Raw genomic sequence first — 24,498 nt, forward strand, 5'->3', positions numbered from 1 at the left:
CTCCTATTGGAATAATTGACAAATTTGTTCCCAATCGCCATTTAATATCACGTTGTATTTTTCTTCATCCATAAAGATCGCCATGATCTCTTTCAAGCTTTCTAGATGGCTTTGACTATCTGCGGCGGCTAAGACAAGAAATATCCGCACCGGTTTGCCCTCAAGATCGATGGGCTGTTTCGTTACTAAAAGGCTCATACTTTGTTCCAAAACCCCTTCTCCAGGACGGGCATGCATCAGCGCAAAGTAATCCGCCAACACCATGTAAGGACCATTTTCTTCCACACTTTGAATCATCGCTTCGATGTAAGCTGACGTAATCAGCGCTTCATCCAGCAAGGGCTGGCTGGCTAATTTTACGGCTGAGCGCCAATCTGTCACTGTCTCATCCGTTTGTATATGCTTTTCAGGCAAAGAATCCTTCACTTTCATTCTGATTTAACCTCCAACATTTTTGATAGGAACCATTCTTTGTTTTCGATTCCTTGCATGATCAATTTCATCATTGGTTCCACCTTTTGCGTCTCATCCTCTCGGATCATCAATAAAATAATGATGTCGGCTTTTTGGTTGCCCCATTCTACTGGCTGATCCAAAAGCAAAATCGAGATGGCTGTTTTTTCGACATAATTTGGATTGCCATGAGGGATGGCAAAGCCATTATCTAAATAGGTTGATTGTAGCTGCTCTCTTTCAATGACGGATTGCTGAAACTGCGCTTTTCGTTTTTCATCACTAAAAGGGGTTTGTTCGATCAGAAAATTGATGGCTTCTGTTTTGCTGGCAAATCGCTCGAAAAAGACGGTTGGCTGGATCATCGATTGGGCTTGAAGAAGTAAACCATTTTGATCGACCACCGCCTCATTATCGATGACTAAATCGATGTAGTGATTCATGATCCGCTTCATGTCGCGATTGGTCACCATAGGCGAGATCCGCACCACAGGTTTTTGAATCCCGACAAGATCGATGGTTGAAATAATAAAATCGATCGCCGAGATGTCCATCTGCTTTAATTTTTCAACTGAAACGGTTTCGATACTGTCGATCTCTGGCAGAATGCGACGAATTTTCGCAGAGACAAACGAGCTAGTGCCGACGCCATTGGGACAGACAAAAATGATTTTATTCATGCGGCGCATTCGCTCGATCGCTGCTTGAAAATGGATTGTGACAAATCCGATCTCATCATCAGAGATCCCCACTTGATACGCTTTCAAAAAATCATGGAGCGAGAACCAGACCACGCCATACAAGGCAGGATAGTTTTGCTTGATTTCCTCTAACAAAGGGTTGACGACTGTGGTTTGCGCTTCGATCCGCAACAGCAGTTGATACAGATGGATCGTCACATCTTCTTCCAATCGATTGTCTTGGGTCAAGTCGGTGCCTAAGCCTTCGCTGATTTTTTGAATCAAGTTGCGCACTTTTCCCCGAAAGACGAAAGGAACTTTTTCACTTTTCATAAAAAATTTCAAGCCGCTACCGACAATCAGGTAGGTTAGATATTGCACTTCTTTTGGTGAAAATTGATAAATGTGCTGTTCTTCGATTTCTTTCAGTAGCTCATAGACTAACGGATATTTGTCGAACTCCAAAAACAGTTTCCCCACTTGGCGATTTTCTTCAATCACTAAGTTTTCCGCATGACTCGCCCGTTCGATCAGCAGCACGATGGAAAGGACGATACTTTGGATGTAGCTGTCGGGCATTTCCACTTGTTTTTCCATTAACGCTCGACGAAACGCCTGATTTACTTCCTGGTATTTCGCAGGTTCCACCAACAAGGAAAACGCCGCTGGTTGATCCAGCATCATTAAGCAAAAGCGTTTGAGCACCCGATGGATCTGGGATTCACTTCCTTCAAAAAATGTACCTGAATTATCAAATCTCAGGCGCAAGCTTTCTTTTTGAAACAGTTCTTTTAAATAAGAAATATCTTTTGCAATACTGCTGCGGGAAACGAAATAATCCTCTGCTAACTGCTGATAGCTGAGGTGCTCGCCAGCAATCAACCGTTTAAAAATCAAAATCCTTCGTTCCGATGTCCCCGAATAATTCATTTTCATACGCTCACCCTCTACCTCTATTTTATTGCTACTGTACCAAATTAGAAGGCTAATTGTTAGATTAAAGAATGATTAAAAGGAGTGTACACTTTGATTTTCAATGCTCCTGCAGGCATTTTATAACAATTTCAAGGCGCTTTTTTTCACAATCTGCCGCCTTTCTCTTATAATTAAGCTAGGATTTATATAGGAGGAGATAACATGAAATGGCGTGGGGGTAGACAAAGCAGAAATGTCGATGATCGAACGGGGCGATCATCTGGCTCAGGCGGGATGCTGGCTGCTGGTGGCGGGATCGGTACGGTGATCATCGCTGTTTTATTTTTCCTGTTTAGCGGTGGTGATTTAAATTCGCTGCCGGATGTCTTGGGTGGCAGCGGTCAAGCAGCCAATTACCAGACAGAAAATGTGGGCACCAGTGAGTACACGGAGGAAAAAGAGTTTTCCGCAGTCGTATTCGGCTATTTAGAAGATTATTGGCAAGACGTTTTTCAAGAGCGGCAAGAAACCTATCAAGACCCGACACTCGTATTATTTACGGGAAGCGTGCAGTCGGCATGCGGCTATGCCACGTCACAGGTTGGTCCGTTTTATTGCCCAGCAGATGAGAATGTGTACCTTGATCTTAGCTTTGCCAATGAGCTTTCCGATAAATATGGCGCAAGCGGCGACTTCGCAATGGCCTATGTCATCGCCCATGAAGTCGGTCATCATGTGCAAAATGAGCTGGGGATCACCCAACAATTGGACAAAATCCGCCAGCAAGTTTCAGAAAAGGAATACAATCAGTACAGCGTTCGTTTGGAACTGCAAGCTGACTACTTAGCTGGTACTTTTGCGAAATACTTGCAAGGCGAAACCTATCAAGGACAACCGATCTTAGAAGCTGGCGACATTCAAGAAGCAATCACAGCTGCCAATGCCATCGGGGATGATACGCTGCAAAAAGAATACCAAGGCTATGTTGTTCCAGATAGTTTTACGCACGGCACATCGCAGCAACGCGTGGACTGGTTTAACCGTGGCTATCGTTATGGTGACTTAGCACATGGCGACACCTTTAATGTCGATAGCCTTGACTTGAGCAAGTAGCTTCAATTAAAAAATCACTCCGAAACAGCATGAACCGCCTGCTGCTTCGGAGTGATTTTAGGTTCTTGTTGCCCCTTCAAGCCTTTTGGTGAAGGGACGCTTTACGCTTTCTTAACTTTCGCAATGATTTTTTCGCAAAAACGTGCCTGCTTCGTCATACTTTTTTCACATTTCGAGACTATTATATAAGCATACCAACAAACAACCCTAACACTTTTTCATTTTTACTCCTTTGCCTGTCAGTCCCCGCTGACAGGCTCTTTTTTGTCTTTTGATTGATATACTCAGACCTGCAAGTCTTTACGCTCATAACGGGAAAAGGTGCCAAAGAAACAGATGATACCGATCAGCAGTACCCAAAGGACTGATGTCGCGCCGTTATCCATGAGTTGGACGGGTAATGCCATCCGCACAGGTGAAAGTCCTGCCAGCCATTCCAATTTATCGTAGAGTTCCCCCACGATGTCGAGCAAATACAGACCGAACACGCAGCCTAAGCCGACGCTGGCGGTTTGTTTGCTGGAACGCAAGATCGTGGATAAAAAGAAACCTAGACAGAGGAAAAAGACTAAGACACCGTACTCGGCAACGAAGATTTTGCTGATTTCTTCTATAAAAGCGGACAGGTCATCTTCAGGTAGTTTGAACAAAGCAAATGAGGCCAGACTACTGCCATAAGCAATCAGCAAAAAGCCAGTCAGCAACAACAATCGAGCGAGGAACTTCCACCCAACGATTTCTCTGCGGCTAATAGGCTGAGCGTATAAATACTCGATCGTTCCTTCTGATTCTTCAGTGATCAGACTGTTCAAGCCTAAAAGCATCCCATAAATACACGCAGCGATAAATAAGTATTGAAAGTAGTACCCGAAAAAGCCTGTCGGGGAAACCAAGCTTGAGGGTCCTGTCAGTTGGATGTTAAAGATGCCTAGTAATTCTGGGCTGAAAGAGCCCAACATCTGGTCTAACGACGTTTTCATTTCTGGCGTGATCATTTGAGGATAGATAGCCGTAAATGCAAAAATGATTGCTGCAAAAAGGATCGCCCAGACTAGCCAGCCTTTGAAGGTATTTTTAAGATCGATTTTCATTAAAGTCATTTTTGAGAACCTCCTTCATACAGGAGCATAAATTGCTGTTCAAGGGTTGGGTGTTCGATCGTGAACTCTTTAATGGCAGGATTGGTTAAAAAATGTGCCAGCTGATTCATGTCCCCTTGATAGAAAAAACGCAAGCTGTGTGATTCCTGAGCAAGAACCTGTACGTTTTCCAAGCCGGCTAATGAGAGGCTACCCTCATTCGTGAGCGTTACAACTTTGCCGAAATTTTCTTCCTCACTCAGTTCTTTCACGGTGATGATCTGTCCTTCACGAATAAAGGCGGTCCGATGGGCATAGGTCTGAATTTCATGCAAATCATGGCTAGATAGAAAAATCGTCATCCCCTGTTTGTTTCTTCTAAGGAGCTCTTCAAACAGCCGTTTTTGGATCAAGGGATCTAAGCCATTGGTCGGCTCATCTAAAATCAACATTCTCGGTTGTGCAATCAAGGCGCTCGCAAGCCCGACTTTTTTCTTGTTCCCTAAAGAAAGTTCTGCGATCGATTTGTTTGGATCAATTTGAAAAAGCTCCATCAACTCCTGAATCTCTTTTTTTGGCTGCTTGACTTGATGAAAATCCGCCGTAAATGCCAGTAGTTCTGCTGTCGTCATTTTTGAATAAAACCGTACATCACTGGAAACATACCCAGTAAACGTTTTGATCTCTTTGGCTGCTTGTTGGCAATCTCGTCCAAAAATCGCCGCCTGTCCTGCATCTGGTTTGATAAAATTCAACAATACTTTGATGGTCGTTGATTTTCCCGCACCATTTGGTCCAATAAAGCCAAAAATCTCTCCTTCTGCCACTTGCAATGATACGTTCTCGATGGCGTACTTCTTGTTGTATTGTTTGCTTAGTCCGTTGATCGTAATGGCATCCATCCTGTCCCCTCCTTGTACTGCTTTGATGCCATCAGTGTAGCCTTATTTGGCGTTTCCGTCAATCAAAGATCTAAAAGGCTTCCGCTGGAATGTTTTACGAAAATCATCAACAGATTGACACACTTCTATTGCTTTCTCTTCCTATTTTTTTCACATTTTCCCGTTACTATAAATACATACCAACAAACAACCCTAACACTTTTTCATTTTTACTCCTATCCCGCCAGTCCCCGCTGGCGGGCTCCTTTTTTTTGCGGCAAAAAAACGCAGACCTAGCAGCAACTGACTTTAGCAAATGTAGCACTCGCTAAAGTCAATTGACTGACTATCCTGCGTTTTTTGGCTCGATCATTTCTGGGACGGATGAATCAATTCTGAATCATCCGTCCCACTTTCATTATTGACAATGCGTCCGTTTTTTTAGTTTTCATGGGGTGATTTGTTAACGAAACGGATTGTAGAAACGTCCGCCATTAAGTACCATCAAGGACAATCCGAGCGCCACGATCAAGCAAACGACAGCAATCGCCAAAAGATCTTTGCCTTGGATCGGCTTAGCTTTCAGCCAGGTACGCTGCTTATGTTTGCCAAACCTTCTTAGCTCCATGGCAGCAGAAATATGGTCGATCCGTTCCAAGCTGGAAAAAATCAAAGGAATCGCGATCGCGACATTGCCTGCCACTCGCTTGCGCAAAGGTGCTTTTTTAGAAAGCTCCACGCCCCGTGCTTGCTGCGCTTTGGCAATGGTCCGAAAATCATCTTGAATATCGGGAATGTAACGCAAAGCCAGTGCGACTGCATAGGCGATCTTGTAGGAAATCCCGATGCGGTTGATGCTGGACGCTAACTCACTAGGATTGGTGGTAAACAGGAAAATCAATCCTGGCGGAATCGTGACAAAATATTTGATCAATAGATTCAACTCATAAAACACTTGCTCTTGGGTCAATGTATACCGACCGATCCCTTCGAAAATCACGTGGCGCGTACCGTAGATCTCCACCCCGTATTCTGGTGCGAAAAGATAGACCGCCACCAAATTCAAAAGCGAAAAGAAGATGATAAATTTTAATACAAAAGCGATATCTCGGTAGCGAATTCCAGCACTGGCAAATAGAAAGACCGAAAACAATGCCAGTCCAATGAGAAAGCGCGTATCATAAGAAATCATCCCGATGACGGATAGCAGCAAAAAACAAATCAGTTTTGCAGCACCGCTTAATTGGTGAATCCACGTTTTGCGGTCAAGATAGCCGATTAGATTACTCTCCATCGTGTCCCTCCTTCTCGCTGGCAATGAAGGCGGCAGTAAAAGCGGCGGGATCTGTCAGCTGGTTAAGGGTCGCCAGTGTATACAAGCTGGTTTCTTTGAGGTTTGCGGCACTCACCACTTGTTTGTCTGCTAAGACAACTTCTGGCGGAGCGTCCAGCAAAATCGTTCCTTTTGTCAAAACGATCGTCCGCTGTGTATACTCCAACATCAAATGCATATCGTGGGTGATCATAACGATCGTTAATCCCCGCTGGTTCAACTCCTGTAAAAATTGCATCATTTCGGTGTAATGGCGATAGTCTTGTCCCGCTGTCGGCTCATCCAATAAAATGAGTTCAGGATCTAAGACGAGGATCGCTGCAATGGCGGCTCGGCGTTTTTGCCCATGACTTAGTGCCGACAATGGCCATGAACGAAACGGATAAAGACCACAAATTTTCAAGGTCTGATGAACTTTTTCTGTAATTTCAGCCTCTGGAACGTTTCGGTTGCGCAAGCCTAAGGCAACTTCGTCAAACAGGAAGTTTTTTGACAGCATTTGATTGCTGTTTTGCAACACATACCCGATTTTTTGCGCTCGTTCTTTGATGGAATCATTGCCCATGTTCGTTCCTTGCCAAAGCAACTTGCCAGAAGTCGGAGTTAAAAAGCCGGTAATCAAATGGGACAAGGTCGATTTTCCTGCGCCATTATGCCCGACCAAACTAATCATTTCTCCTTGATGGATGGTAAAATCCAGTGCTTGCAAAATGGGTTTGCCCACTTGGTAGGAAAACGATAGATTCTTCGCTTCCAACAACGGCGGCTGATGGCTAGGAAGCGCCGGTTTCGGAAATTTTTCTTGAAACTGAGTCAGTTTTTCGGCAATCTCAGGTGATGCAAATGCTTCTACCGCGACCAAATCAGCAGCGTCGGTCACGGGAACCCCCGCTTTTTTTAAAGCAGCTAAATACAGCGGTTCACGAATGCCGACTTGCTGCAGCATATCCGTTTTTAATAGTTCATTCGGTGTACTGTCGGCAAGGATGCGGCCTTCTTCCATCACGATGATGCGATCGACAGCTGCGGCTAACACTTCTTCTAAGCGATGTTCAATGATGATGGTGGTAAAACGCTTCTCTTGATACAGCTGGTCGATCATTTTGATGGCTTCCACACCTGTTTGCGGATCCAAGTTGGCTAGCGGCTCATCAAACAGTAGAATCGGTGTTTCATCGATCAAAACACCTGCCATTGAAACACGTTGCTTTTGGCCACCCGATAATTCCTGCGGTTTTTTCGCCAAATGATCCATTAAGTCAGTCTTTTCTGCCCAAAAACGCAGCGCCTCTTGCATCACTGCTTGACTGCGCTGATCGTTTTCCAATGAAAACACGATATCTTCTGCTACGGTCAAGCCTACAAATTGGCTATCGGTGTCTTGCAGCACCGTGCCGACGGTCAAAGACAGCTCATAGATGGAAGCTTGCCCAAAGGCATTGGTACCGATTGTCAATTCTCCAGTACTACTGCCTTTGTCGTTTTGCGGGATCAAACCGTTCAAACATTTTCCTAATGTACTTTTGCCAGAACCGCTGGCACCGACGATCAGGACTTTTTCTCCTTCATAGATCGTTAGATCGATGTTTTTCAAGGTCGGTTCCGCTTGTGCATCATATTGGAAAGAAAAATTCGTAAATTGAATGATTTTTTGTTTCATTTTTAGCCTTCACACATTTCTTTGGTTAGGATTCCTTACTCAAGCTGCCTTTTTTGGTTTTGGTTTGGGCATAGGCTTTTAGCAGGATCACTCCGATTATCCCAGTTACGACTGCATTGGTCAATCCCGCAATGACTCCTTGCGTAAAGACTTTGTTCGCTGGTTCGCCATAGATCAAAATATCCCCGATCGGGGCAATGATCACCCAGACGACCAAATTTGCGATCGTTTCACCGATCAAGAAGGTCCGAATTTCTTTAGCGCCAAAGGTTCCTTGCTGGATTGGAATCCAACGAGTCAAAAGTCCAAAGAACACCCCTAAGATCCCAGAGGCGGCGATCCAAGACCACCATGGACCATAAGTCGTTAAATCTCCTAGAGCATGACCGATAAAACCTGCTAAACCAGCCACGATCGGACCGTAGACAACGCCTAATAGCGCCAAGAAAGGATAGGCTGTGGCGATATCTGTATTTGGGAAACCCGTCGGAATCGTGACGAAACGTTTTAAGACGAAAAAGACCGCAGCACCGATACCGATTGCAACAATGTGTTTTACTGTAAATTTTGATTGATTCATTTTTCATTTCTCCTTTTTTTAAGGGTAATTTTCCAATTCGTGCCAGTCCCTATTTTATAGGTTTCAGCAAATGAAGCCAAGTTGAGCCCTAAACCGATATTCAGCAAGGAATTGACATATAAGACGGGTTCTTGTTCTGCCACTTGCGCAAAGGAGCGTCCGAAACGCACTTCTTCTTGATAACGCAGGGTATCTTGGTAGTAGATACTGACGAGCAGCGACTCATTGTATTGGACCTGCCATTGCTTAAAGAACGTGTGGGGAATATTCGTCCACAACGAACCAAAGCGGATATCGAGAATATCGATCGTCCCTGTGATCGTTTCAGCTGTTTGGCTTGGCTTTTCAATGGCAAAAACTTGGATCGCTTCTTTAGGTTCAGGTGTTCCTAGCTCTTCAAAGCTGATGGCGCCGCTGGCGAGCCGAGCGGCATTATACATATAAACATCCCGACCATGAAACGTATGGCTTTCGGCTGATCCTGCCAAGCGCTCAGTTGCCTCATTGATCACCCGAAGTTCAGCGATTCCGATATAAGTCGCTAAATAGGTCAGGGTGCCGTTATCTGGTGTCAAAACCAACTGCCCGGTCGCCAGCTTGGCAACCACACTTCGTCGATCAGACCCTACGCCAGGATCGACCACTGAAACAAAGACGGTTCCTGCTGGCCAATAGGTGACGCTTTGTAGCAGGCGATAGCTGGCGTCATGAATGTTGTATGGCTCGATCTCATGAGTCAAATCCGCAATGACCAGCTCTGGTGCCACTTGATAGGCTACCCCGTACATCGCATTGACCGCTCCATCTTGCAAACCAAAATCGGTTTGAACCACTAATTTGTGCATTTTCTCTCCTCCCAACAACCTTTCTCCTTTTCAACAAAACCTTCGCATGAAACAGCTGACCCTACAGACACAAAAAAAGCCCTTAGCCAAAGCTAAGGGCATCACCTGCGGTACCACCTTAATCTGTAAAACCTTCACAGGCCTCACCTCATTCAGTACCCGAAAACACTCGGAGACTGTCGCTTGTTAACGGGGCAACCGTATTTTCCTAATTAGTCAGAAAATCCGCTCCAAAGTCATTTTCAAATCATTTGTTGTCGTTCCTTCTCACCTGCTGGAACTCTCTGCTAGACAACGCCCGTGATTCTACTTTCTTTTTCATCGCGTTTGCATTTTGTTTCATTAAAATTATCAAAGCTTGTGCCTTTTGTCAATTCTCTTTTAAGAAAAAATTCAAACAGAAGCCATAATTTGTCAAAAGATTCACGCAATTTCTAAATTTCACTCGAAAATTCTTCATATTTTCTCGGTATGATACCTGTATACCAACAAACAACCCTAACACTTTTTCATTTTTACTCCTTCCCGCCAGTCCCCGCTGGCGGGCTCCTTTTTGCCTTCTGACCGTTTTAGATGGTTTCACTTTTTCTTGGCGATTTCTTCTCAGAATTCTGTTTGATTCGTCAACTTTTTTTCACATTTTCCCGCTATTATAAATACATACCAACAAACAACCCTAACACTTTTTCATTTTTACTCCTTCCCGCCAGTCCCCGCTGGCGGGCTCCTTTTTGCCTTCTGACTGTTCTAGATGGTTTCACTTTTTCTTGGCGATTTCTTCTCAGAATTCTGTTTGATTCGTCAACTTTTTTTCACATTTTCCCGCTATTATAAATGCATACCAACAAACAACCCTAACACTTTTTCATTTTTACTCCTTCCCGCCAGTCCCCGCTGGCGGGCTCCTTTTTGCCTTCTGACTGTTCTAAATGGTTTCACTTTTTCTTGGCGATTTCTTCTCGGAATTCTGTTTGATTCGTCAACTTTTTTTCACATTTTCCCGCTATTATAAATGCATACCAACGAACAACCCTAACACTTTTTCATTTTTACTCCTTCCCGCCAGTCCCCGCTGGCGGGCTCCTTTTTGTGAGATTGGACTTGATTTTCTTCCTAGAAAGGATTATCTTTATCTTATGCGGAAGTGGCGGAATGGCAGACGCGCACGCTTCAGGCGCGTGTGAGTTTATCTCGTGTGGGTTCAACTCCCATCTTCCGCATTTAGCAGTTCAGCTTTCTGAACTGCTTTTTTTGTTGCAAAACGCGCATGTTCATCGAATAAACATGCGCGTTTCATTCAACTATTTTTCCCCTTATTCACTAACATAGGCGGTGCGGAAAAAGAAATGCGCACCATAAGCTGGGAATTGGATGTCTTTAACATTTGATTTGATCAAATAATTTGAAGCACTTTGGTAAAGAGGGACTTGCGCAGCATCTTGTTCCAACAAAATTTCTTCTGCCGCTTTGTAATCTTCAAAATATTGATCGGGGTCATTGGCATGAACGGTGCGCGCATCTTCCGTCAACGCCGTATATTTTTCATTGACATAGCCGCCGTAATTAAAGGAAGCGCCGTTTTTGTATAAGATAAAGAACATATCCATGTCACTGCTTCCAGCGATCCAGCCAGAAACGGAAAGCTCATAATCACTATTTGCTCTTGATTGATTTAAGCTGGCACGTGGCTGTTTGTTGATGGAGATCGACAAGCCTGGCAAGTTTTCTTGCAGTTGGCTTTGCAAGTACTCCCCGATTTTTTGACCATTGTCATCATCTGTCACTAATAAACGCAGCGTCGTACTTTCACCAATTTCCGCTTGGGCTTTTTCCCACTCTTCCTTGGCAGCCTCTAAATCATACAGATTATAATCACCGCTATATGCTCGAAAATCTTCGCCAGTATTTGGATTCGCAGCTAAGCCAGTAGGGATCAATCCATTTAAAACTTTCGCTCCATCGTTCAACACATTATCCACGAGACTTTCTTTGTCGATCGCCAACGCGATTGCTTTACGCACATGAACATTTGCTAAGGCATCCTTGGCGGTTTTATTGAAGTCTAAGAAAAAGTTCGCCACATCGTTTTGCGTAACTAGTTCTTCATTGTCCCCGTATTGTTGGACGTAGATCCCGCTGATTTTTTGCAAATCAAGGTCGCCGCTTTCAAACAATTGGATCCCCGTATTTTCTTCTTTGATGGTGGAGCCTTTGATTTCCTCCAATTGAATGACATCAGCATCGTAGTATTGGTCGTTTTTCACTAGCGTCCACTCGTCTCCTGTCTGTTGCCAATCGGTTAAAGCAAAGGGACCAGAATACAACAAATCTTCACTTGTCCGGGCATAGGTCTCGCCTTTTTCTTCAACAAAGGCTTGATTTTGCGGTGCCAACCAGCCGATGGAAATCAAGGATAAAAACGAAGGCTGCGGCTGCTCCAACTGTACGATAAAGGTCGCGTCATCTGGGGTTTCCAGACCAATCGTTTCTACGTCTGCATTGCCTTCACGAATGTCTTTACTATTGACTACATTATCCAACAAATAGGCGTTTGGTCCCATCGTTGCTGGATCAACTAACTTTTTCCACGCATAAGCAAAGTCAGCCGAAGTGATCGCTTCGCCATTGCTCCACTTCGCATCATCTCGCAAAGTAAAGGTATAGGTTTTGCCATCTTCACTGATTTCGACTCCTTCTGCCAAGCCTGGAACTGGTTCACTGTTTTCATCGAAACGGTAGAGCCCTTCGAATAAATGTTGTACGATGGTAAACGTTGCTTTATCCGTCGTTTGGGTCGTATCGAGAGTCGTCAGCTCAGCTGGTAGACTCACCGCAATCGCTTGATTCGGCGCACCGTTAGTTTCAGCCTCTGATCCCTCGGTATTTCCTGTTGTCGTGCAGCCAGAAAGGGTCAACCCAATCACTCCTGCTGCAACCAATAAACGCTTCTTCCAGATCATTTTCATTCTTCCTCCTATGTGATTGCGCAACCAACGCAAGTGTTTTTCATGACAGCAAAAAACGCATTCAACGATAAAAAGAAAAAACCTCATCCCTTTGCTTATCAACTTTGACAAACAAAGGGACGAGATTTTCGTGTTACCACCCTTTTTCGCACCATTCTCACAAATGGCACCTCAACAGTACGCTAAGATACTTGGCACGGTAACGGCTGCTTTCCGTCTGATTTGCGTGAACAAATCAGATCACTCAGAGCTCATCTTCACTTTTTTTCTGCTGCCCTTTCTCACCATCCGGGTTCTCTTCTAACAGATTCCAAAGCTACTCTTCTCTTCATCGTCTTTCTTTTTATCTAAAAAACAGGTAAATGACGTTTTTTTGTCTATTTCATGATTGTTTTAAAGTATACTATTGGTGTTTTTGGAAGTCAACAAGAATTGCGAATATTCAGTTTTTTATGATTTTTCTATCAGAGCTTGTTTTGCGTCTTGCTTGCCTTTCGTCACGTTCTTCTCTAGGATAAGAACTAGATAAGCCTTCTCATTTGTAAAAAGGAGTGTGCCAAAATGAAATTAGCAGAAGCGTTACTTTTAAGACGAGATTTGAACAATCGTCTGTTTCAATTGCGCAACGAAATCTCTAGCAGTGTGTTAGTCCAAGAAGGCGATACCTTGGATCGTAGTATCACAGAATTGTTCAAGGAATACGATGAGATCAATCAACAGTATTCAGAATTAGTCGTAGCCATCAATCGGAAAAATGCGACTGCCTCTTTAGCAGATAGTGCGTTATTGCTGATGGAAGCACTAGAACAGCGAGAACAGCTGCGCCGCAAGCATGCACTGCTTACGCAAGCACTGGATGAAACCAAAGCAGCTCCCCGAATGGGTCGCAACGAAATTCGACTGGTGCGCACGATCGATACAAAAACGCTAACGGAGCAATTGAATACGACCGCCAAACAGCTGCGAGAATTAGATGGAAAGATCCAACAAACCAACTGGCTAGTCGATCTTTAACAAACATGGGTGGGTGTCAAAGGCGAGCACAAAGCAGGTACAGGCTAATATGTACACTATGGAACGTCTGGCAGAGACGTAAACGTAACAACCACTGCTTACGAATCACAATCGTAACAATCACATTGTATTTTTTAGCGACCACGTGCTGATTTGACTGGATGGGAAAAACCCTCTTCTTTTTTTGAGAAGAGGGTTGTTTTTATCGTATCCAGCCGTACGTGGAGCCGGCTCTTTTACTGAGGAACCTGCTGCTTGTTACTCACAGCGGAAGGACGCGCCAGAAACGCTTGCCCTTTCTCACTGCTCCAAAACGCCTTCATCAATGCCGTCAATCCCTCTTTGGTTTGATTGGCACCAAAGAAAGGACTGCCGGGTTCTAACATGATGCCATTAGCTAAAGCACCGATAGGAAAGGGATCAAAGCCGAAGGCAGCAACGATTTCTGCTATCTGATCGAGGGCGGTTTGGTCATCACCAGCAATGGCGATGGCTTTTTTGGCAGTTCCTTGAGCAGCCGTTCTCGTCAGCAAGGATTCCTCTTGGATATCGTGGTACCCCATATGATTGAATCCTTTGACTACTTTACTTTGGGAAAAATAGCGTTGCACACGTTCCGAAGAAGTCTGCTCGATGGATGAGTATTCTGTTTCTTTGCCATCGACTTCCCACCAATAATTCATGGCATCGATCACTAGCTTGCCAGCCAAAGCTTCTGCTGGCAGCTGTTGGTACTTACTCAATGGGATTGCCAAAAGGATCGTTTGGGCTTCTGTCATCACCTCAACGGCATTTTTTGCGATCGCTCCCGGAGCCAACACAGAAACGGACAAGGCGATTTTTTCTGCTGGCTTCGTACTGGCGATCAAGACCCGATAGCCCGCCTGGGCACCAAGATTTGCGAGTGCTAAGCCTAACTTGCCTGCGCCTAAAATACCGATGGTTTTAGGCATTGCTATCACCTGCTGCCAACAATTCTTTCACCCGTGGAATCACTTTGGTTCCATACAATTCAATCGTTTTGAAACGGTCTTTTTGCAGCTGTCCGCCAGTACCGTAAACCAGATCAAAGCGTTCTACACCGACTTGCGGCATCATACGGGCGATTTTTTGCGCCACGGTTTCTGGACTGCCTACATAGTAAGATCCATGTTCGACTTCAAAGTCAAAGCGCTCTTTGCTCATGGCTGGCCAGCCGCGATCAAGACCGATTTTGTCCATGCTCTTTTTGATGTAGTTCCAGCCGATTTCATAGGCTTCTTCGTCGGTGTCGGCGATCACACCATGGGAGTGCATGCCGATTGGCAAAATCGGTTGCCCCAATTGCTGCGCTGCCTTTTTATACAGATCAACATAGGGCGCAAAACGAGCAGGCTCGCCACCGATGATCGCTAACATAACGGGAAACCCATAACGGACGGCACGAATGATCGATTCAGGGGTTCCACCGACACCTACATAGGTATCTAATTGGTGTCCCTCGATTTTTGGAAAAACGTCGGCATTTTTTAAGGATTGCGTGAACTTGCCTTCCCAAGTTAATGGTTTGCCTTTTCTCAGTTCACTAAACATCGCTGTTTTTTCTTCAAATAGTTCTTCATAATCTTGCAAGTCATAGCCGAATAGAGGGAATGATTCAGTAAAAGATCCTCGTCCCAGCATGATTTGTGCACGACCGTTCGACAACGCGTCAACGGTCGCAAACCGTTCGTAGACCCGCACGGGATCATCCGAACTCAAGACAGTTACACCGGTACCTAATTTGATGGTTTTGGTAACCATCGCTAAAGCCGCTAGTACCGTATCAGGACTTGAGATCGAATACTCTTCCCGATGGTGCTCCCCTAAGGCAATGACATCGATGCCGACTTCATCGGCTAATTTTCCTTCTGCCACGATATTGCGCAACGATTCGCTGTAACTGATCCGTTCTTTCGTTGTATCATCAAAGGCTAGATCGCCAAAAGTATCTAACCCAAATTCAAGATTTCTGTGATTGATGGTCATTTTCTTTTCCTCATTTCTCATTACTGATTCTCTGTTCTCACTATAACAAGGAACAAAAAAAGTTGCGAACAATATGCTTACTTTTTGTAAGTTGTCGATTTTAAAGCAAAAAAACACTTTCCCGAACAAAAATTCAGGAAAGTGTTTGGTCTTTAAAGATAGATCCCTTTACTATGGAGATTCACTAAGCATTCTTCCAAGTATGCTTCATCATGTTCTGGATAGATCGGCTTAGTCAAAGGGACGGCTTGAACGGATGGTTCCAGCGGCAGATTTTTGCCACGATACGCTGGATCGTACCATTCAGGTGCTGGCCGATAGCCTCGACGGGTCATTTCATCCAGCACTAACTGATGGTATTGAAACAATTTATAGGGCGGATGGGTAAAAACGTAATCGACGGTTGCGTGCTTTTTACCCCAGCCTAGCCCCCGCAAGGCTGCTGCTTCACGATGCTGGCCTAACAGCTGCTGCCGAGGCAAAGCAGGTATCAGTGCTTCATGCCATAAGCGCATCGGTTCAGCCTCCTTTATTCTGCGTCTTGGCTGATGAAATTGTCTTGGTTTTCAACAACGATCTTGCCGACTGCATGGTGTGTCTCACTCAATGCGTGGGCATCGTAAATTCCTTGTGCTGTCAATGGGAAGGTTGCACCGATGATACTGCTGACTTTTTCTGCTTCGATCAGCTCTGTCAATTCTGCCAATTGTTTGCCGTTGGTTCGTAACCAAACTGCTTTGGCGAAGATGTCTTTTTCTTTTGCCAAGTCTTCGTCTTCAATACTCAAAATCGAGATCAGACGGCCCTTAGGTTTTAAGACAGTGAAACTTTTCTTCTGGGTGTCGCCCCCCATCGTATCAAAGACCAAATCGATGTCTTGCAAGACTTCTTCAAAATCTGTCGTGTGGTAATCGATGATCTCATCGGCACCAAGTTTTTGTAATAACTCATGGTTACGAGGACTAGCCGTCGTGATGACGTAAGCGCCAGCTGCTTTTGCTAGTTGGATCGCATAGGTACCAACTCCGCCTGCTCCGGCATGGATCAAGACTTTTTCCCCTTCTTTTAAACGACCGTGTTCAAACAACGCTTGGTAAGCAGTCAAACCAGCTAATGGCACTGCAGCTGCTTCTGCGTAGTTTTGGTTTTCTGGTTTGATCGCTGCTAACTCAGCATCCACGATGGCGTAATCAGCATACGTCCCAAAACGAGTCGTTTCAGGGCGGGCATAGATTGCATCACCAACTTTGAACTCTGTCACGTCAGCACCTATTTCTACGATATCCCCTGCGACATCCCAGCCTAAAATAATTGGGAAGTCCCACGGAAACATTTGTTTTAAATAGCCTTCTCTTAATTTCCAATCGATCGGGTTGATGGACGTTGCGGCAACTTTGACTAATAATTGATTTGCTTTTAATTCTGGTAATTGGACCGTTGCTTCTTTTAATTGGTCTTTTCCACCATAGGCTTCAATAACGACAGCACGTGTTTCCATTGATGCTTCACTCCTTACATTCATTCTTCATCAAAGAGAGGTTCCTGTTTTTCCATCCCTTGATTTCTCACTTCCCTAGCTTAGGCAAAAGGAGGGAATTTGACAAATGATATGTTTGGAAACTGCCCCAGCCACCTAGCCGTTCCTCCTTCAAAGCCTTGAAAGAAATGGGTTTATTTTTTCTTCATTTTTTTATTGCCTTTTCTTTAAAAATCAATTACGCTACTCAAGAAATACGAAATTGTAGAGAAAGAAGGAATTGATGAATTGAAAAGGTTGTGGGTATTTTTTGGCGGTGTGATCGGCATCACCGCGTTGCTGTTTTTAGGTGCTTCGGTGTTAACGAAAGAATCGGGGGCAGCAACTTCGTCCGACAAAAATACAGTGATTATTTACAATTGGGGCGAATATATTGACCCCGAATTGATCAAAACATTCGAAACTGAGACTGGTTACTCAGTGATTTATAATACATTTGACTCCAACGAAGCGATGGAAACGAAAATCAAACAAGGCGGCTCGCGCTATGATTTGGTTTTCCCTAGCGAATCGATCATTCCGAAAATGATCGAAGAAGGACTGTTAGTGCCTTTAGACCATCAGAAATTGACGGGAACGGAAGATCTGTCGCCTTTTTTGATGGATCAAGCCTTTGATCCTGACAATACCTACTCAATCCCCTATTTTTGGGGCACGATCGGAATCATGGCAAATACTGAAGAAGTTGATGTTTCTTCGATCCATGGCTGGAGTGATTTATGGGACCCTGCATTTAAAAATGATGTATTGATGGTGGATGGTGCTCGCGAAACCTTAGGAATCGCGTTACAGACGCTCGGTCTTTCCCAAAATGAAAAAGACCCGACCAAAGTCGCCAAAGCCTTGAAGAAGCTGGAAAGTATCCGTCCCAATGTCAAAGCAGTTTTGACCGACGAGATCAAAACCTTGATGATCAACAACGATGCCCCTTTAGGAATCGGATATTCGGGCGATGCCGCTTATGTGATGGCGGAAAATCCTGCCGTCACCTATATCGTTCCCAATGACGGCGGTGCGATTTGGACAGACAATTTTGCGATCCCGAAAACCGTTGGCAATCTTGAGGGAGCCTACGCCTTCATCAATTTTATGCTGCGACCAGAAAATGCCGCACAAAATGCCGAATACGTGGGCTACGCCACGCCGAGTGAAACGGCCAAAGCTATGCTGCCAGTAGAACTTACTGCTGACAAGGCTTTCTACCCTGAGCCAAGTGCGATGGAACAAATGGAACATTATGAATACTTAGGAAAAGAAGCAGTTGAGCTTTACAACGATTTTTTCCTTGAATGGAAGTTGGGATTATAATTGTCACTATTACTAAAATCTGAACACATCTTTGATACCAAAACAAAAACGACTTTTGCGGGCTTTCTCCTGATAGAAGACCAGAAAATCACGGCTGTGGGTCCTCTTTCAGCGCTGCCAACACTTGCTGAAGACACCCAGGTCATTGATCTCAAAGAACAAATGATCATCCCAGGCTTTATTGATGCTCATGTTCATTTTTATCTTTCCGCATTACTCCATCAAGGGGCACTGACCCATCTTACGGGAGTGACAGAAGAAGCCGTTGCCCAGCAAGTGCCCGCCTTGCCCATCACCCATGGATGGAAAATCGGCATCGGCTGGTTCAGCAGTGATTTTGGTCAGCAAGTCTACCCGACGAAAGACTCGATCGACAACTATTGTGCCGACACGCCTGTCATGCTGATTTCCGGTGATGCCCACAGTATTTGGTTGAATAGCCAAGGGATCGCTGCTTTAGGGATCACACCTGAGAACTTACCAGCAGGGATCAGCGGGGAGGCACTGCTTGACGAAAACAGCGGACAATTAAGCGGCTGCTTTTTAGAAGCGATCGCCATTCATTATTTAGCAAAGGTCTTACAGTCATTCCAAGCACAAAGCCCTGCTGCCTTTCTGACCTATATGAAGCAGCTCAATCAATACGGCATTACGACGATCGGTGATGTTGCCTTGACAGGAGAAAGCTGGGACGATTTGGTTTACCCCACTCTTTATCGGCAAACAGAAGCAGAAGCGACCTTGCGCACTGTCTTTTATCCAGCCATGCGAGAAGACATCACGCAACTGAAAGAAACTTACCGTACTTATCGCTCCGAAAAAGTACAAATGGGCGGTGTCAAACAATTTTTTGATGGCGTGACGAGTACGCACACGGCTTTTTTAAAAGCGGAATATGAAACACCGTATTTTGCTGGTGATGTCGGGATGCCGTTGATCGATGTTCAACGGATGCGCCGCTTTATTTTACAAGCCAACCAGCAAGACTGGCCGATGCGCATCCATACCATCGGTGATGAAGCGATTCGACAAGCACTCCTCTTTTATCAAGAAAGTGCTGCTGCTCACCCGCTTTCTAAAGGCAAAGCCAATACCTTGGAACACTTGGAAGTGATGGATGACGCTGATCTGCCACTAGTTCGCCAAGAACAACTGGTACTCTCCGTACAGCCTAGCCATTTATTAGTCGGTTATGAGACCCTCGATGAAGAAGTAGGACCTCAACGTGCCAGTCAAATGTTTCCTTTTCAGTCCTTTCTAGAACAAGGCGCAACCTTGGCTTTTGGGACTGATACGCCAGTCGTGATCGACGTGACTCCTTTAGACTCGCTGTATTATGCGGTTGCTCGGCAGGAAAAAAACGGCCAGCCAGCAGGCGGATTGATGCCCCAAGAAAAAATCTCCATCGCCGATGCCCTCTATGCCCACACCGCAGGCGCCGCTAAAGCCTTGAGTCGGCAAGATATCGGGCGATTAGAAGTTGGCTGTTTAGCCGATCTTTGTATTTTGTCCCAAAACATCTTGCCTTTGACTGCCGAAGAATTGCTTCAAACGACCGTTGAAGCGACCGTATTTGATGGGCGATTTGTTTATTGGGGTAACTGATGAAACACTAGATCTTGTGAAAGTACAAGGTCTGGTGTTTTTCTTTGATCAAAAAATACAGAAACAGGTGCTTAGTTTGGACCACTCTCCCTTTTCGTACTTGCCCCTATCCCTTACGATGGATTCCCTGCTTGGCAGCTATGCTTTATCATAGGTTTTCTTTCGGCCATTTTGATTCGCGTGGATTGGTCTATTCGATTGGCGCAGCAAAAGAATAATTCAAGCAGTTGTCAGTTTCTTTATTTGATGGAAATTCAGAAACATGCCTCTTTTTCCCAGGAGCTTTTTCCTTTTAACAGCAATCATTGGTCTATTCCACCCCCTCCCTTTCTCCTTCAATCGTTTCTTAAACCTTTGAATAAATTCTTAATAAAATAACTAACAAAAAATAAACTTTTACTATATCCCTTGAATGTAAGCGGTAAATTTGTTATTATTACCAAGGATAAGGAGGTGTTTATCTATTGTATGCGATTAAAATCTTTCATGGTTATCTAACCGCCGAAGGAAAAAGAACACGGGACAAAACAATTGCATTGACCTATACTTGCAGAGAAGATGCTGAACGTTTCGCAAATAAAATCGGCGGGAGAGTTAAAAAAATTGGCTAACCAACTAGAATAAAAAAGGCTGTCAACCTCAGTAGGTGACTGCCTTTTTTTGTTATCTGATTTCCAGCAAATCAAGCGATACTCCTGACTTTTTACATATGTTTAAGATCCTTTTCTTGTTGAATCGAGAAGTGAAGCAAGTTAGTTGGTTTTGACGCCTTGAGTCTTTATACTGAAACAAAGGCACCAGCCAATCCAAAAAAAGGAGTGACCCGTCCATGTGCGGCCGATACTTATTTGACCCAACAACTGGCGAATTGTCAGAATATTATCAAGAAGCCGCGGCGAAAGCCCGCAAGCGCCAACAGACTGTCGCTGTCAATGATGTTTTCCCTTCCAATCATGTCGTAACCATCGGTGCAAATCAACAACAACAAGTTGTAGCTGGTGTGACAAGATGGGGCTTTACCGGCTTTAAAAAAGGGCATTTGATGATCAATGCCCGTTCTGAGACCGTTGAAGAAAAACCGACTTTTCGCAAACCTTTCCAAGAGCATCGCTGTGTCTTTCCGATGTCTGGTTTCTATGAATGGAATCATGAAAAGGAAAAGTTTCTCTTTTCGCAAGATCACGTGATTTATGCCGCTGGTTTTTATCGCATCCTTCAAAAAGAGGATCAAATCGAAACCGAATCAATCATTCTAACGACTGCCGCGAACGATTCTGTTGAACCAGTCCATGATCGAATGCCTCTGTTCTTAGAAAAAGAAGCGATTGCTTCTTGGATCAATGACTTGGCTTTTGCTCGCCAACAACTCAAAGCAGAAATGCCCAAGCTGAAAACCCAATTGCTCTCTTCTTAACTGCTTGCTGCTTCTTTTTCAGCAGAACAAAAACCGCCAAGTCAGCTTTGATTTGGCGGTTTTTCCTATTTCTGCTTTTTCTTAATAAACGGTGAAGGTTTTGCCAGTCATGATCCCAAAGACTGCTTTTTGATACGCTGCAAAAACGGGTGCGTCACCAACGGGAATAAAGCCTTTGAAAGAATCGGCGAAGGTTTCCCAAGAGCCCACAAGCGCATTGGGACTGACTGCATTGATTCGTATCCCATGACCGATCTCAAAAGCTGCCGATGCCACGAAGGCTTCCAAACCGCCGTTGACCAGTGCTGAAGGCGTGCCCATTGGGATAAATTCGTCTTTGATAATTCCAGAAGTCAGTGTGATACTGCCGCCTTCAGCGAGAAAATGCTGGCCAATCAACGCAAGGTTGACTTGTCCTTGCAGCTTCGAAGCCACTGATTGTTGAATATCTGCTGGCGTCAATTCCTCAAAGGGTTTAAACACTGTGCTTCCCGCAGCGGAAACAATGGCATCCACTTTCCCAGTAGCTGCAAATAGCTGGCTGACACTGGCTGCATCCGCAATTTCGACCTGATGATCGCCGCTGCTACGGCTAGCCGTGATCAGCTCCACCTCTGGCAGTTGCTGAAAGCCTTCAACTAAAAGCTGCCCAAGTGTGCCGGTGTGTCCAATCAAAAGTAATTTCATTTCCTCGCCTCTTTTTTTGTTTTGTGCTTCGATTCTAACCCAACCAAGCGATTTCGACCATTCATCTGCTTTTCCTGACTTATTGGTCTATTCTTACCCTTACCTATTTGTTCCCCTACTACCTGCGTAGTGATTGGAATCACCTATCACGAAAGCAATTGACAACTTTCTCATCTTGTTCTAAGATACTACTAATTTCATACACATGCAGTGAGAAGAAGAGTACGATCCCCCCTTTCTTTCAAGAGAACTCGGAACTGGTGGAAACGAGTAAGGAAGACGATCCGAAGATGACCTTTGAGCATTCGTGGACGAACAATCCCCGACGGAGAAAGCCCGATAGCGCAATGCAGTTTATTTGATGAACTGACTGAGGTTTTTTGTTTCAACAAAAAACAAATGAAGGTGGTACCGCGAAATGATCGTCCTTCCCAAAGAATTGTCTTTGGGAAGGTTTTTTTTATAAAAAAGGAGGAAGAGGTATGAAACGAAGGATTCGATTAGGTATGGGCATTGGTCTGTTGTCCTTGGTCTTATTTTCTGGCTGCGGCAACCAAGAAGAAGTGACCGGAAATGCCGAAGAGCAGCAGACAGAAATCAGAGTTGGTACGACACCAGGACCTTACAGCGAACTGTTTCTTCAGGGAATCAAACCGATTTTAGAAGAAGCAGGCTATACCGTGACTGATATTGGCTTTACTGGGGTATTGGAAGCAGACATTGCACTGAACGATGGCGAAATCGACTTAAACGTCGATCAGCATACCGCCTATTTAGAGAACTTTAATGAAAATACGGGTGCCGATTTGGTGGGTATCACACCGATCCCTACCGTTCCAGCTGGCTTGTATCCTGGCAGAAAGGACAATTTAGCAGCGATTGAAGCAAACGATACCATCGGGATTCCCAATGATCCGTCAAATAGCGCCCGTGCCCTGTTGCTGCTGCAAAAAGCTGGCTGGATCGAACTTGACCCCGAAGTGGCGCCCATTGACGCGACGTTAAGAACCATTACTGACAATCCTTATAACCTGGATATCGTCGAGATGGATTCTGCGCAAATCCCCCGCAGCTTAGCAGACTTAGACTATGCGGTGATTCCCGGCAGCATCGTTTATAGTGCTGGAATTGCTGCAGAGGAAAGCTTATTAAGTGAAGACATTTTGCAAGAGTATGAACTGGTGGCAACGGTCAAAGAAGCCAACCAAGACAGTGATTGGGCACAGGCAGTGGTGGCAGCATATCGTTCTGAAGCCTTTAAAGAACTGCTGGCAGAAGAGAATCAAACGGGCTATTGGTTTATTCCTGAAGAATTGCAATAACCGCTTCACAAGTAGCAATAAGCAGCAACTGTCGTCTTATTTTTTAAGAAGCTTCTATTATAGAAGGAAAAGAACTGACTACTATTGATTGGTGGACCCTTTTTCCGTCTGAATCTTTGTAAAGGAGGTCAAAAATTGAATATTCAACAAATTCGGATCGTGCAAGCGATCGCTGACCATGGAAGTTTTCGTGAAGCAGCCAAACGGCTGTATCTCTCACAGCCAAGTCTTTCCCAAGCCGTGAAAGAGTTGGAAACAGAATTGGAGGTCCAGCTTTTTGAGCGTACGAATCAAGGTGCCCGCTTGACTGCCGAAGGCTCGGAATTTCTAGACCATGCCCAGCCGATCTTGAGTCAAGTGGCGCAGCTGCAAACGCGTTTTTCCAGCAAGCAAGCAGCGAGTCAAACCTTCGCCATCGCAAGCCAGCACTATGATTTCACGGCTGGAATTTTCAGTGAGCTGCTGCAGGAATTTCCCGACTGTCGCCAGTTTCGCCTTTTAGAAACCACGACCTTAAAGGTAATCACGGACGTGCAGCAATATCGAAGTGAATTTGGGGTTCTTTATTTGAATGAGCAAAACCGAGCAGGATTGGAACGACTGTTGCAAGGCGCCCAATTGTCTTTCGAGGCGTTGGGACGGTTTCGCCCCCATGTCTTTTTACGAGCGACTCATCCCTTGACAGAAAAAAAGCAGCTTTCCTTAAAGGATCTCGCCCCCTATCCGCAAGTACGCTTTTTGCAAGAAGATGAACGCTATTCGTTCTTTTCCGAAGATTTGATCGACTTTGCTCAAAGCCCTCAAGTGGTGCATGTCAGCGATCGAGGCACGATGGTCCAGCTATTACAGCAGACGGATCTGTATGGAACCGGCTCGGGGATCGTTGCCCAACCAGAACGCCAAGGCTTGGCTTTTCTTCCTTTGATCGACGCGTCCGAGGGTGAGATCATCCTCATTAAAAAGAACGCTCGCCCATTATCAGTGATCGGCGAGCGTTTCTTAACAAAATTACGACAACACCTTGCCGCTTTTCCTACTGATATATAAGCGAAGGCCTCCTCTTCCTACTCCCCATAGATGATTGGCTGCACCTTCGCAT

The 24,498-nt window shown here is 44.8% G+C and carries 22 protein-coding genes, 1 tRNA gene and 2 other annotated features; of the genes, 9 read left to right on the forward strand and 14 right to left on the reverse strand.

Features of this window, described 5'->3' with window-relative positions:
* Positions 1-3 precede the first annotated feature (3 nt).
* Together IGJ05_RS06500 and IGJ05_RS06505 are read right to left on the reverse strand one after the other, a co-directional pair.
* Positions 4-432, reverse strand: coding sequence for a PTS sugar transporter subunit IIA (locus tag IGJ05_RS06500; protein WP_010747707.1), 429 nt, complete (start codon positions 430-432; stop codon positions 4-6).
* Positions 429-2,069 carry a BglG family transcription antiterminator gene (locus IGJ05_RS06505; RefSeq protein ID WP_060791760.1) on the reverse strand — a complete coding sequence of 547 codons (1,641 nt, stop codon included), beginning with the start codon at positions 2,067-2,069 and terminating at the stop codon, positions 429-431. Before IGJ05_RS06505 ends, IGJ05_RS06500 begins: the two co-directional genes overlap by 4 nt.
* 201 nt (positions 2,070-2,270) lie before the next feature.
* Here IGJ05_RS06505 and ypfJ point away from each other — a divergent pair, with 201 nt between their 5' ends.
* Positions 2,271-3,161: a KPN_02809 family neutral zinc metallopeptidase gene (gene ypfJ, locus IGJ05_RS06510; protein ID WP_010747705.1), complete on the forward strand. Its 891-nt coding sequence runs from the start codon at positions 2,271-2,273 to the stop codon at positions 3,159-3,161.
* Positions 3,162-3,445: 284 nt separating this feature from the next.
* Here the strand turns inward: ypfJ and IGJ05_RS06515 are convergent, their stop codons facing one another.
* The 6 genes from IGJ05_RS06515 to IGJ05_RS06540 all read right to left on the reverse strand — a co-directional run bounded on the left by IGJ05_RS06515 (position 3,446) and on the right by IGJ05_RS06540 (position 9,539).
* Positions 3,446-4,261: an ABC transporter permease subunit gene (locus tag IGJ05_RS06515; protein ID WP_428207817.1), complete on the reverse strand. Its 816-nt coding sequence runs from the start codon at positions 4,259-4,261 to the stop codon at positions 3,446-3,448.
* The gene (locus tag IGJ05_RS06520) at positions 4,258-5,142 is read right to left on the reverse strand and encodes an ABC transporter ATP-binding protein (RefSeq protein ID WP_081116807.1); all 885 of its coding nucleotides are present in this window, start codon (positions 5,140-5,142) and stop codon (positions 4,258-4,260) included. The genes IGJ05_RS06515 and IGJ05_RS06520 overlap by 4 nt, the downstream gene beginning before the upstream one ends.
* A 442-nt stretch (positions 5,143-5,584) precedes the next feature.
* Positions 5,585-6,415 carry an energy-coupling factor transporter transmembrane component T family protein gene (locus IGJ05_RS06525; protein WP_005225404.1) on the reverse strand — a complete coding sequence of 277 codons (831 nt, stop codon included), beginning with the start codon at positions 6,413-6,415 and terminating at the stop codon, positions 5,585-5,587.
* Positions 6,405-8,114, reverse strand: a complete 1,710-nt coding sequence (locus IGJ05_RS06530) for an ABC transporter ATP-binding protein (RefSeq protein WP_010747702.1) — start codon at positions 8,112-8,114, stop codon at positions 6,405-6,407. Before IGJ05_RS06530 ends, IGJ05_RS06525 begins: the two co-directional genes overlap by 11 nt.
* Before the next feature lie 25 nt (positions 8,115-8,139).
* Positions 8,140-8,694, reverse strand: a complete 555-nt coding sequence (locus IGJ05_RS06535) for an ECF-type riboflavin transporter substrate-binding protein (RefSeq protein ID WP_005225401.1) — start codon at positions 8,692-8,694, stop codon at positions 8,140-8,142.
* Complete coding sequence (locus IGJ05_RS06540) at positions 8,691-9,539, reverse strand: SAM hydrolase/SAM-dependent halogenase family protein (protein WP_005225399.1); 849 nt, start codon at positions 9,537-9,539, stop codon at positions 8,691-8,693. The genes IGJ05_RS06535 and IGJ05_RS06540 overlap by 4 nt, the downstream gene beginning before the upstream one ends.
* Positions 9,540-9,630: 91 nt before the next feature.
* Positions 9,631-9,870, reverse strand: a binding site (T-box leader).
* 807 nt (positions 9,871-10,677) lie between these two features.
* Between IGJ05_RS06540 and IGJ05_RS06545 the strand changes: the two genes are divergently transcribed.
* Positions 10,678-10,759 (forward strand) — tRNA-Leu (locus tag IGJ05_RS06545).
* A gap of 93 nt (positions 10,760-10,852) precedes the next feature.
* Here IGJ05_RS06545 and IGJ05_RS06550 read toward each other — a convergent pair.
* Positions 10,853-12,505, reverse strand: a complete 1,653-nt coding sequence (locus IGJ05_RS06550) for a peptide ABC transporter substrate-binding protein (RefSeq protein ID WP_438725104.1) — start codon at positions 12,503-12,505, stop codon at positions 10,853-10,855.
* Positions 12,506-13,066: 561 nt separating this feature from the next.
* Here IGJ05_RS06550 and IGJ05_RS06555 point away from each other — a divergent pair.
* On the forward strand, positions 13,067-13,519 hold the full coding sequence (locus IGJ05_RS06555) for a DIP1984 family protein (RefSeq protein ID WP_010747700.1): 453 nt from the start codon (positions 13,067-13,069) through the stop codon (positions 13,517-13,519).
* A 236-nt stretch (positions 13,520-13,755) separates the two neighbouring features.
* On the opposite strand, the gene IGJ05_RS06560 is transcribed toward IGJ05_RS06555, so the two are convergent.
* The 4 genes from IGJ05_RS06560 to IGJ05_RS06575 form a co-directional block, all read right to left on the reverse strand.
* Entirely contained in the window at positions 13,756-14,472 is a 717-nt protein-coding gene (locus IGJ05_RS06560) for an NADPH-dependent F420 reductase (protein WP_010747699.1), read from the reverse strand.
* The gene (locus IGJ05_RS06565) at positions 14,465-15,526 is read right to left on the reverse strand and encodes an LLM class flavin-dependent oxidoreductase (protein ID WP_087627089.1); all 1,062 of its coding nucleotides are present in this window, start codon (positions 15,524-15,526) and stop codon (positions 14,465-14,467) included. The genes IGJ05_RS06560 and IGJ05_RS06565 overlap by 8 nt, the downstream gene beginning before the upstream one ends.
* A gap of 152 nt (positions 15,527-15,678) precedes the next feature.
* Positions 15,679-16,041 carry a TIGR02328 family protein gene (locus IGJ05_RS06570; protein WP_005225393.1) on the reverse strand — a complete coding sequence of 121 codons (363 nt, stop codon included), beginning with the start codon at positions 16,039-16,041 and terminating at the stop codon, positions 15,679-15,681.
* Between the two features lie 14 nt (positions 16,042-16,055).
* On the reverse strand, positions 16,056-17,024 hold the full coding sequence (locus IGJ05_RS06575) for an NADP-dependent oxidoreductase (RefSeq protein ID WP_005225392.1): 969 nt from the start codon (positions 17,022-17,024) through the stop codon (positions 16,056-16,058).
* Between the two features lie 267 nt (positions 17,025-17,291).
* Here IGJ05_RS06575 and IGJ05_RS06580 point away from each other — a divergent pair, with 267 nt between their 5' ends.
* The 4 genes from IGJ05_RS06580 (at position 17,292) to IGJ05_RS06595 (ending at position 21,390) form a co-directional block, all read left to right on the forward strand.
* Positions 17,292-18,371 (forward strand): ABC transporter substrate-binding protein, encoded by a 1,080-nt coding sequence (locus IGJ05_RS06580; protein ID WP_034868369.1) that lies wholly within the window; start codon positions 17,292-17,294, stop codon positions 18,369-18,371.
* Entirely contained in the window at positions 18,372-19,976 is a 1,605-nt protein-coding gene (locus IGJ05_RS06585; RefSeq protein ID WP_428207814.1) for an amidohydrolase, read from the forward strand. It abuts the gene before it with no gap.
* 464 nt (positions 19,977-20,440) lie between these two features.
* Positions 20,441-20,587 carry a hypothetical protein gene (locus tag IGJ05_RS06590; protein ID WP_005234527.1) on the forward strand — a complete coding sequence of 49 codons (147 nt, stop codon included), beginning with the start codon at positions 20,441-20,443 and terminating at the stop codon, positions 20,585-20,587.
* Positions 20,588-20,805: 218 nt separating this feature from the next.
* Positions 20,806-21,390, forward strand: a complete 585-nt coding sequence (locus tag IGJ05_RS06595; protein ID WP_005225388.1) for an SOS response-associated peptidase — start codon at positions 20,806-20,808, stop codon at positions 21,388-21,390.
* 81 nt (positions 21,391-21,471) lie between these two features.
* On the opposite strand, the gene IGJ05_RS06600 is transcribed toward IGJ05_RS06595, so the two are convergent.
* Entirely contained in the window at positions 21,472-22,077 is a 606-nt protein-coding gene (locus IGJ05_RS06600) for a short chain dehydrogenase (RefSeq protein WP_208788218.1), read from the reverse strand.
* Positions 22,078-22,278: 201 nt separating this feature from the next.
* Positions 22,279-22,510 (forward strand) — a binding site (T-box leader).
* Positions 22,511-22,559: 49 nt separating this feature from the next.
* Here IGJ05_RS06600 and IGJ05_RS06605 point away from each other — a divergent pair.
* Positions 22,560-23,399: a MetQ/NlpA family ABC transporter substrate-binding protein gene (locus tag IGJ05_RS06605; RefSeq protein ID WP_005225386.1), complete on the forward strand. Its 840-nt coding sequence runs from the start codon at positions 22,560-22,562 to the stop codon at positions 23,397-23,399.
* A gap of 135 nt (positions 23,400-23,534) precedes the next feature.
* Entirely contained in the window at positions 23,535-24,446 is a 912-nt protein-coding gene (locus IGJ05_RS06610) for a LysR family transcriptional regulator (protein WP_208788219.1), read from the forward strand.
* Positions 24,447-24,498: the final 52 nt, after the last annotated feature.

This window comes from Enterococcus sp. AZ167 (assembly GCF_051714025.1).
Taxonomy (GTDB): Bacteria; Bacillota; Bacilli; order Lactobacillales; family Enterococcaceae; genus Enterococcus_D; species Enterococcus_D casseliflavus.

Bases quoted from the DNA above. Each gene is read 5' to 3' on its own strand.
- IGJ05_RS06500 (WP_010747707.1), bottom strand. From the start codon at position 432: ATGAAAGTGAAGGATTCTTTGCCTGAAAAGCATATACAAACGGATGAG.
- IGJ05_RS06505 (WP_060791760.1), bottom strand. From the start codon at position 2,069: ATGAAAATGAATTATTCGGGGACATCGGAACGAAGGATTTTGATTTTT.
- ypfJ (WP_010747705.1), top strand. From the start codon at position 2,271: ATGAAATGGCGTGGGGGTAGACAAAGCAGAAATGTCGATGATCGAACG.
- IGJ05_RS06515 (WP_428207817.1), bottom strand. From the start codon at position 4,261: ATGACTTTAATGAAAATCGATCTTAAAAATACCTTCAAAGGCTGGCTA.
- IGJ05_RS06520 (WP_081116807.1), bottom strand. From the start codon at position 5,142: ATGGATGCCATTACGATCAACGGACTAAGCAAACAATACAACAAGAAG.
- IGJ05_RS06525 (WP_005225404.1), bottom strand. From the start codon at position 6,415: ATGGAGAGTAATCTAATCGGCTATCTTGACCGCAAAACGTGGATTCAC.
- IGJ05_RS06530 (WP_010747702.1), bottom strand. From the start codon at position 8,114: ATGAAACAAAAAATCATTCAATTTACGAATTTTTCTTTCCAATATGAT.
- IGJ05_RS06535 (WP_005225401.1), bottom strand. From the start codon at position 8,694: ATGAATCAATCAAAATTTACAGTAAAACACATTGTTGCAATCGGTATC.
- IGJ05_RS06540 (WP_005225399.1), bottom strand. From the start codon at position 9,539: ATGCACAAATTAGTGGTTCAAACCGATTTTGGTTTGCAAGATGGAGCG.
- IGJ05_RS06550 (WP_438725104.1), bottom strand. From the start codon at position 12,505: ATGAAAATGATCTGGAAGAAGCGTTTATTGGTTGCAGCAGGAGTGATT.
- IGJ05_RS06555 (WP_010747700.1), top strand. From the start codon at position 13,067: ATGAAATTAGCAGAAGCGTTACTTTTAAGACGAGATTTGAACAATCGT.
- IGJ05_RS06560 (WP_010747699.1), bottom strand. From the start codon at position 14,472: ATGCCTAAAACCATCGGTATTTTAGGCGCAGGCAAGTTAGGCTTAGCA.
- IGJ05_RS06565 (WP_087627089.1), bottom strand. From the start codon at position 15,526: ATGACCATCAATCACAGAAATCTTGAATTTGGGTTAGATACTTTTGGC.
- IGJ05_RS06570 (WP_005225393.1), bottom strand. From the start codon at position 16,041: ATGCGCTTATGGCATGAAGCACTGATACCTGCTTTGCCTCGGCAGCAG.
- IGJ05_RS06575 (WP_005225392.1), bottom strand. From the start codon at position 17,024: ATGGAAACACGTGCTGTCGTTATTGAAGCCTATGGTGGAAAAGACCAA.
- IGJ05_RS06595 (WP_005225388.1), top strand. From the start codon at position 20,806: ATGTGCGGCCGATACTTATTTGACCCAACAACTGGCGAATTGTCAGAA.
- IGJ05_RS06600 (WP_208788218.1), bottom strand. From the start codon at position 22,077: ATGAAATTACTTTTGATTGGACACACCGGCACACTTGGGCAGCTTTTA.
- IGJ05_RS06605 (WP_005225386.1), top strand. From the start codon at position 22,560: ATGAAACGAAGGATTCGATTAGGTATGGGCATTGGTCTGTTGTCCTTG.